Annotated in this window: 7 protein-coding genes; 6 read left to right on the forward strand and 1 reads right to left on the reverse strand. The window is 70.7% G+C overall.

All coding sequences use genetic code 11. The annotated features are described in order from the left end of the window. Positions 1–215 precede the first annotated feature (215 nt). From Q0066_RS12655 to Q0066_RS12665, 3 genes are read left to right on the forward strand one after another with little or no spacing between them, the layout of a single operon-like run. Positions 216–638: a DUF6069 family protein gene (locus Q0066_RS12655; protein WP_298133419.1), complete on the forward strand. Its 423-nt coding sequence runs from the start codon at positions 216–218 to the stop codon at positions 636–638. Positions 639–687: 49 nt separating this feature from the next. Then, the gene (locus Q0066_RS12660; protein WP_298133421.1) at positions 688–1,767 is read left to right on the forward strand and encodes a histidine kinase; all 1,080 of its coding nucleotides are present in this window, start codon (positions 688–690) and stop codon (positions 1,765–1,767) included. Further along, entirely contained in the window at positions 1,757–2,377 is a 621-nt protein-coding gene (locus Q0066_RS12665; protein ID WP_298133423.1) for a response regulator transcription factor, read from the forward strand. The genes Q0066_RS12660 and Q0066_RS12665 overlap by 11 nt, the downstream gene beginning before the upstream one ends. Before the next feature lie 171 nt (positions 2,378–2,548). Here the strand turns inward: Q0066_RS12665 and rarD are convergent, their stop codons facing one another. Beyond that, on the reverse strand, positions 2,549–3,445 hold the full coding sequence (gene rarD / locus Q0066_RS12670) for an EamA family transporter RarD (protein WP_298133425.1): 897 nt from the start codon (positions 3,443–3,445) through the stop codon (positions 2,549–2,551). Between the two features lie 64 nt (positions 3,446–3,509). Here rarD and Q0066_RS12675 point away from each other — a divergent pair, with 64 nt between their 5' ends. From Q0066_RS12675 to Q0066_RS12685, 3 genes are all read left to right on the forward strand, one after another. Then, positions 3,510–4,457 (forward strand): thiamine-phosphate kinase, encoded by a 948-nt coding sequence (locus Q0066_RS12675; protein WP_298133426.1) that lies wholly within the window; start codon positions 3,510–3,512, stop codon positions 4,455–4,457. Between the two features lie 173 nt (positions 4,458–4,630). Beyond that, positions 4,631–5,623, forward strand: coding sequence for a hypothetical protein (locus Q0066_RS12680; protein ID WP_298133427.1), 993 nt, complete (start codon positions 4,631–4,633; stop codon positions 5,621–5,623). A gap of 226 nt (positions 5,624–5,849) precedes the next feature. Then, a partial coding sequence (locus Q0066_RS12685; RefSeq protein WP_298133429.1) for a DNA translocase FtsK 4TM domain-containing protein occupies positions 5,850–7,294 on the forward strand: 1,445 nt, incomplete at its 3' end.

Below are 7,294 nucleotides of genomic sequence, written 5' to 3' on the forward strand. Positions count from 1 at the left end.
TTTCGTCCCATCGGTGGGACGTGAGGGACGGTTCTTTCGTCCCACCACGGTCGGCCTCGACGCCCTCTCTTCGGCTCACGTCCGTCCACTCGTTCGTGCCCATGTGACATCTGTCCCATCGGATCCGTGACACCGCACCCTGCGGCGCGGCGGGGTCGGTTGCCTAGCGTGAAGACAGGCCGAAGAACTCGTCCCGGCCGTGAAGGAGATCGATCATGAACACCACCGAACTCGCCCCGCAGACCGCCACCAGCCGCAGCCGGGCCCCCTGGTCCACCGAACTGGTCGGCGCCGGGGCGGCCGTCGTCTGCGCGCTCGTGTTGTGGACGACGCTGGTGCCGCTCGGCGGCGTCGATCTGTCCGCCGACATGGGCGGCAGCGTCAAGCAGATCGGTGCCCTGGACGTCGGACTGACCGCGCTCGGCGCCGGCCTGATCGGACTGCTCGCGCTGCGAGTGCTGGAGCGGTTCACCTCGAGGGCACGGACCATCTGGACGATCACCGCGCTGGTCGTGCTGGCGCTGTCCTACGCGGGCGCCGTGATGGCGACGAACACCGCCGCGATGTGGTCGCTGATCGGCCTGCACTCCCTGGTGGGGGCCGTCGTGATCGCGGTCGGCGTCCGGTCCCGGCGCTGAGCCGAGTCGCCGTCGGCCACGAGCGCGCCGTCCGCGTAGCGTGAGGCCCGTGAGAGGCCCCGACTCGGTACTGCCGCGCAATGCGGCGGTACTGATCTGGGTGCCGGTGCTGCTGCTGGCGCCGCTGCTCAACCTGCCGGCGGCACCCGTCCGGCTGGGCGGGATCGCGCTGGTGCTGCTGGCCGCGGCGGGCGCTGTCGCCGGCGTGTTGCTCAGCTGGCCCGACCCGACCCGGCCCTCGATGGCGGCCTGGTTGCTGGCCGCGCTGGCGGTCACCGCCGGGTCACTGCTCTGGAACGGCTGGGCGCCGGCCTGGCTGCTGGTGGCCATGGTCGCCGGGCTGGCGCTGCCGGTGCGTGTCGTCTGGGCCACCATCCCACTCACCGCCGTGGTCGCCGCCTACCTGCAGTACCGTTTCGATCCGGCTATGGAACAGGCGCTGACCAGGGTGTTCGTAGTCGCGCTGACCGGTACCACGGCGGCCGTGCTGAATCGGCTGCTGATCACCAACCGCGAACTGCGACGCACCCGTGAGCAGTTGGCGGCCGCCGCCGTCGCCCAGGAACGCGAACGGGTGGCGCGCGACCTGCACGACGTGCTCGGCCACACCTTGTCGGTGATCGTGGTCAAGGCAGCCGCGGTGCGCAGGCTGCTCGCGGTCGATCCGGCGGCGGCCGCCGAACACGCCGGTGACATCGAATCGGTCGGACGCTCGGCGTTGACCAGGGTGCGCGAGGTCGTCCATGACGCCGCCGCACCGAGTGTGGAGACCGAGTTGGCCGCGGCCCGGGACGTGCTGAGCGCCGCCGGTATCGCCGTCACCGCATCGCCGGAGTTCGCCGTCGATCCCAAGCTGGGTGAGCCGCTGGCCTGGGCGCTACGAGAAGGAGTCACCAACGTGCTGCGACATTCGGGCGCCAGCCGGTGCCGGATCGAACTGGGCCGCGCCGACGGCATGGTGCGGCTCAGCATCGCCGATGACGGCGTCGGACACCTCGGCGAGCGCGCGGACGGCCTGGGCGGGCTGGCCGGGCTGCGCCGCCGGTTGCAGGCGGCCGGCGGTGGTCTGGAGACCCGGCCCGGCACCGCCGGGTTCACCCTGATCGCGTGGGTGCCCGATGCCGACTGAGCCGACGATCCGGATTCTGCTGGCCGAGGACCAGGCGATGATGCGCGGTGCACTGGCTGTGCTGCTCGACCTGGAGGACGACCTGGCCGTCGTCGCCCAGGTCGCCGACGGCACCGAGATCGTGCCCGAGGCGCTGCGGGTGCGGCCCGACGTGGCCCTGCTCGACATCGAACTCCCCGGACGCAGCGGGCTGGACGCCGCCGCCGACCTGGCCCGCGAGCTGCCGCAGTGCCGGGTGCTGATCCTGACCACCTTCGCCCGGCCGGGCTACGTGCAACGCGCGATGGCGGCCGGCGCCCGCGGCTTCCTGGCCAAGGACGGGCCGGTCGAGTCGTTGGCGGACGCCATCCGCAGCGTGGTCGACGGCGGCACGGTGGTCGATCCGGAGCTGGCCCGGCATGCGTTGCGCGACGCGTCCAGCCCATTGACCGAACGCGAACGCGGCGTGCTGGCCGCCGCCGAGGACGGCTCGACCATCGCCGACATCGCCGCCCGGCTGCACCTGTCGGCCGCCACGGTGCGGAACTACCTGTCCAGCGCGATCGGCAAGACCGGTACCCGCAACAAGGTGGAGGCTGCCCGGCTGGCCAGGGAGAACGGCTGGCTGTAGCGGGCGTGAAGGAAACGCTGATCAATCATGTCCCGGCTGCGGCGCACTCGGCGGGCGATCTGGAACTCCCACCTCTTGCGCCGTATGACCCGATACGGCCACAAGATGTGGGGGTCCCAGCTCATCCCGCCGAGCACGTCCTCGCTCGGAACAGCATTGATCAGCGCTTCCTTACGTCGGTTCGAGTGCTTCGGGCTGCTGATGGCTGCGAATCGTCATCACCAGATAGATCACCGAGCCGATCCACACCCCGACCAGGCCGATCCAGTAGCTGAGACTGACGTGCTCGCCGAAGAAGGTGATGCCGAGCAGGAACTGAATGGTGGGCGAGACGTACTGCAGCACCCCCAACACCCCGAACTGCAACCGCGGAGCGGCCACCGCGAAGAACCACAGCGGCAGCGCAGTGACCGCGCCGGCCATCACCAGCAGGACGGTGAGGCCGGTGTTGTGCCCGAACTGGCCGGCCGGTCCCAGCCAGAGCAGATAGGGCAGCGCCAGCGGGGTCAGGAAGGCCGATTCGACCAGCAGTCCCTGGAGAGCGGTCAGCTGGGACCGCTTCTTCACCACCCCGTACAGTCCGAAGCTGACAGCCAGGGCGAGTGAGATGCCCAGCCCCTGCCAACTGCCCGCCGCGATGATCAGCACGCCGACCAGCACGATCGCGCCGCCGATCTGGGCGCCGCGACTCAGCCGTTCACCGAACAACAGCACGCCGAGCAGCACGATCACCAACGGGTTGATGAAGTACCCCAGCGACGCCTCGACCACGTGCTGGTTGTTCACCGCCCAGATGTAGATCAGCCAGTTCGTCCCGATCAGTGCGGACGCCGCCAGCAGGCTGGGCAGCGCCCGCCGGGTGAACACCGAACTGCGCAGCCAACTCCAGCCGCCGCGCAGCAGGAGCAGGGCGAGCAGCACCAGCACGAACGACCAGACGATCCGGTGCGCCAGGATCTCCAACGGGCTGGCCGGTTGCAGCGCGGCGAGGAACGGCGGCAGGAATCCCCAGGTGATATAGGCGGCGGACGCCGCGGCCAACGCCTGTTTGCTACTGATCTCGGACACTAACGGACCGCTTCCTTGGGCACCCAGGGATGCTTCCACCACCGAGGTCCTAAGCTCAACTCCCATGGCGGGACGCACGGTTGCCGAGACTTCCGAATTCGATCTGATCGGCTCGATCACCGCGGGATTGCCGACCGGACCTGCGGTCCGGGTCGGCCCCGGCGACGACTGCGCGGTGTTCGCCGCGGACGGCGACGTCGCGGTCTCCACCGACACCATGGTCGAGAACGTCCACTTCCGCCGCAGCTGGTCGGCTCCCGAGGATGTCGGACGCAAGGCGGTCGCGGCCGCGGTCGCCGACCTGGAGGCGATGGCGGCGCGTCCGATCGGCGTGGTGCTGGCACTGACCATTCCGGCCGAACTGGAGATCTCCTGGGTCGAGGGCTTCCAGGCCGGCGTCCGCCAGGAGTGCGAACTGTCCGGTGCGCTGCTGCTCGGCGGCGACCTCACCCGGGGCCGCGACATCACCGTGTCCGCAACCGTGTTCGGTGACCTTCAGGGACGCCCGCCGGTGACCCGTTCCGGCGCTCGCCCCGGCGACGTGGTCGCCGTGTGTGGACGGCTCGGCTGGGCGGCCGCCGGGCTGACCGTGCTGAACCGCGGCTTCCGTTCACCGCGTGCCGTCGTGGTCGCGCATCGGGTGCCCGAACCTCCCTACGGTCAGGGCATCGTCGCGCAACAGGCGGGGGCGTCCGCGATGATCGACTGCTCCGACGGACTGCTCGCCGACCTGGGCCACCTCGCCGAGGCGTCCGGGGTGGCCATCGATGTGGACACCTCGAAGCTGGACGTCGCCGAGCCGCAGAGCGTGGTGGCTGCCGCGGTCGGGGGAGGGGACCCGCTCACCTTCATCCTCACCGGCGGCGACGATCACGCCCTGTTGGCCACCTTCGCCGCGTCCGAGGTGCCGGACGGCTGGCGGGTGATCGGCACCGTCTCGGACGGCGACCCCACGGTCACCGTCGACGGCGCGCCCTGGGAGGGCGACATCGTCGGCTGGCGTCACTTCTGAGCCCTTGGCCATCCCGGCCACCGCTGGTCGAGCTTGTCGAGACCCTTCCGCACCCGATTTCGACAAGCTCAATCACCGTTGGTCGGGCTTGTCGAGACCCCTTCTCGCGCGCCAAGTAGGTATCAGCGCACCCACTTCCGCCTCCTTCCTGACAACCCCAGAAGGAGTCCACGATGACCGCCCAGCCCGCACCTCGCGTTGGTGAGGCCGCCCGACGATTGCGGCTGCCGGACGGCAGTTGGGCCCAGCTGGACGGCCCACTGACGCCCGGGGTGCCGTTGGTTCTCCTGCTGCACGGCTTCCGAGGCGGCCTGGCCAGCATGGCGGCCGCGCCGTCCGGGCAGCGGAGCTGGCGCGAGGCGCTGCTGGCTTCGGGTTTCAGCACCCTGAGCTATGAGCAGACCGCGCCCGACGGCCTCCTGGCGCCGAACCTCGAGCAGCTGATCGAGATCGCCGCAGGACCGCTGAGCCATCACTCGCGGCTGCGCCGGTTACCGCTGGCGATCGTGGCGCACAGTCGCGGCGGGCTGTTGGCCCGGCTGCTGGTCGACCGCTCCGGCAACGAGCCCCGGCTCCGCGGCGTCGTCGATCGGTTGAGCCAGGTGATCACCCTGCACACCCCGCACCAGGGTTCCGGTCTGGCGGCCCTGGCGATCGGCGTGGACCGGACCGCCCGGCGGCTACAGTCCGCGGTGGCGTCGTTGGGTCTTCGTCCGGCGGTGCTCGCCGCGCTCTGCTCGCTCTCGGCCTCCCCGGCGGTGGCCGAACTGGCGCCGGGCAGCCCGACCCTGCGCGCCCTCGCCCGTCGCCCCGCGCCGACCCGCGTGCCGTGGCACACCTTCGGTGGCATCAGCGCCGATCTACGGCGTATCTGCACGTTGCTCGGCCCGGTCCCGGCGGACGGCAGGGCGTCGGCCCCGGCCAGGCTGGCGCGCACTCGCGGATTGTCCGAAGTCGTGGGCGTACTCGACCGGTTGGCTCTGCTCACGCCGGCGCTACGTGAGGGCGAAGGCGACGTGGTGGTGGCAGACGCCTCCGCCCGGCTGCCGTTCGCCGCCAGCCACACCGTCAACCGGCTGACCCACGTGGAAGCGCTCTGGGACGTGAGTCTTCAGCGCCAGGTCATAGCGCTGCTGAGCGACCGGTGCCTGCTTGCCGCCGCCTGATTCTCGCGAGGTGGAATAGCGATCGGGATCGGGCACCGTCAGCCGTGCCCGATCCCGATCCTCGTTCGCTTGCAGCCGGGGTCCCCAGGCGCTGGCAGACAAGGATCCGGATCGGGCCGGAACAGACCATCCCGATCCGGATCTTTGTTCGCAGCCTCTGGCACCCGCCGGCGCCAACCGGCGTGGAAGCTGTGCGTCCGGCACCCGATGTCCTAGGGTGGCGACCATGGCGACCCGCGCGTCTTCCCCATCGCGGTCTCGTAACAGCGCCACGCGCAGTTCCGCACCGCGGTCGTCCGGAAGCAAGAAACCACCGGCCCGCTCGTCTTCGCGCGGGCGCTCCAAGCCGAAGCAGCGTTCGGGGTTCTTCCCTGCGCTGGGACGCGGCATCGCAGCGATCTGGAACGGACTCGCCCGAGGCGCCGGTGCACTGGCCCGCGGCATCGGGCACGGGGCCCGCGATCTCGATCCTGCGCTGCGCCGCGACGGTGCCGGCCTGGCCCTGATCGGACTCGCCGTCCTGATCGCCGCCGAGTTCTGGTTCGGCATCCCCGGCACGTTCGGTCGCTGGATCCACATCGGCGTCAGCACCGTGTTCGGCACCCTCAGCGTGGCGCTGCCGCTGTTCGCGCTGGCCATGGCCTGGCGCACCCTGCGCCATCCCGACCACAACGGACCAGCCGGCCGGCAGGTCGTCGGCTGGGGCAGCGCCCTGCTCGGCCTGCTCGGGCTGATCCACATCTCCAAGGGCATGCCCCGCTTCCCGGACGCCGAAGCCGTCCGTGCCGCCGGGGGAGCGCTCGGTTTCATCGCTTCCACCATCGTCGCCGACCTGGTCACCGTCTGGGTGGCGGTGCCGCTGCTGATCCTGCTGATGCTGTTCGGCATCCTGGTGATCGTCGGCATCCCGCTGCACGAGCTCGCCACCCGGTTCGCCGAGTTCAAGGCGAAGCTGCCGGCCAAGCCCGAGCCGGCCCCGGCGCCCGAACTGAAATACGGCGTCGACGAGGCCTACGACACGCCGCTGGTGGGTGACATCGAGCCCGCCGAGATCGAGCACTGGCCCGCCGACGAGCCCGACCTCGAACCGGCGATGCCGCAGCCCGTCACCGCGGGCAAGGCGCCGGCACCGCAGGTCGACGAGCCGGCCGAGCTGCCCGCTCCCGAACACAGCCACCAGCCGGCCGTCGCCGAGCAGTTGCAGCTCAGCGGCGACGTCCAGTACGTGCTGCCCGAACCGATGGTGTTGAAGGCCGGTTCGGTGCCGAAGGCCCGCACCCAGGCCTCCGACGCGGTGGTGGGACGGCTCACCGAGGTGCTGCGCCAGTTCGACATCGACGCCACCGTCACCGGCTACATGCGCGGCCCGACCGTGACCCGCTACGAGGTCGAGCTCGGCCCCGGCGTCAAGGTCGAGAAGGTCACCGCGCTCGGCAAGAACATCGCCTACGCGGTCGCCTCGGCCGACGTCCGGATCCTGTCGCCGATCCCCGGCAAGTCGGCGATCGGCATCGAGATCCCGAACGCCGACAAGGAGATCGTCTCGCTCGGCGACGTGCTGCGCAGCCCGACCGCCCGCAACGACCACCACCCGATGACCGTCGGTCTGGGCAAGGACGTCGAGGGCGGCTACCTGGTCGCCAACATGGCCAAGATGCCGCACCTGCTGGT

The sequence above is a fragment of the Micropruina sp. genome, assembly GCF_027492755.1.
Taxonomy (GTDB): Bacteria; Actinomycetota; Actinomycetes; order Propionibacteriales; family Propionibacteriaceae; genus Micropruina.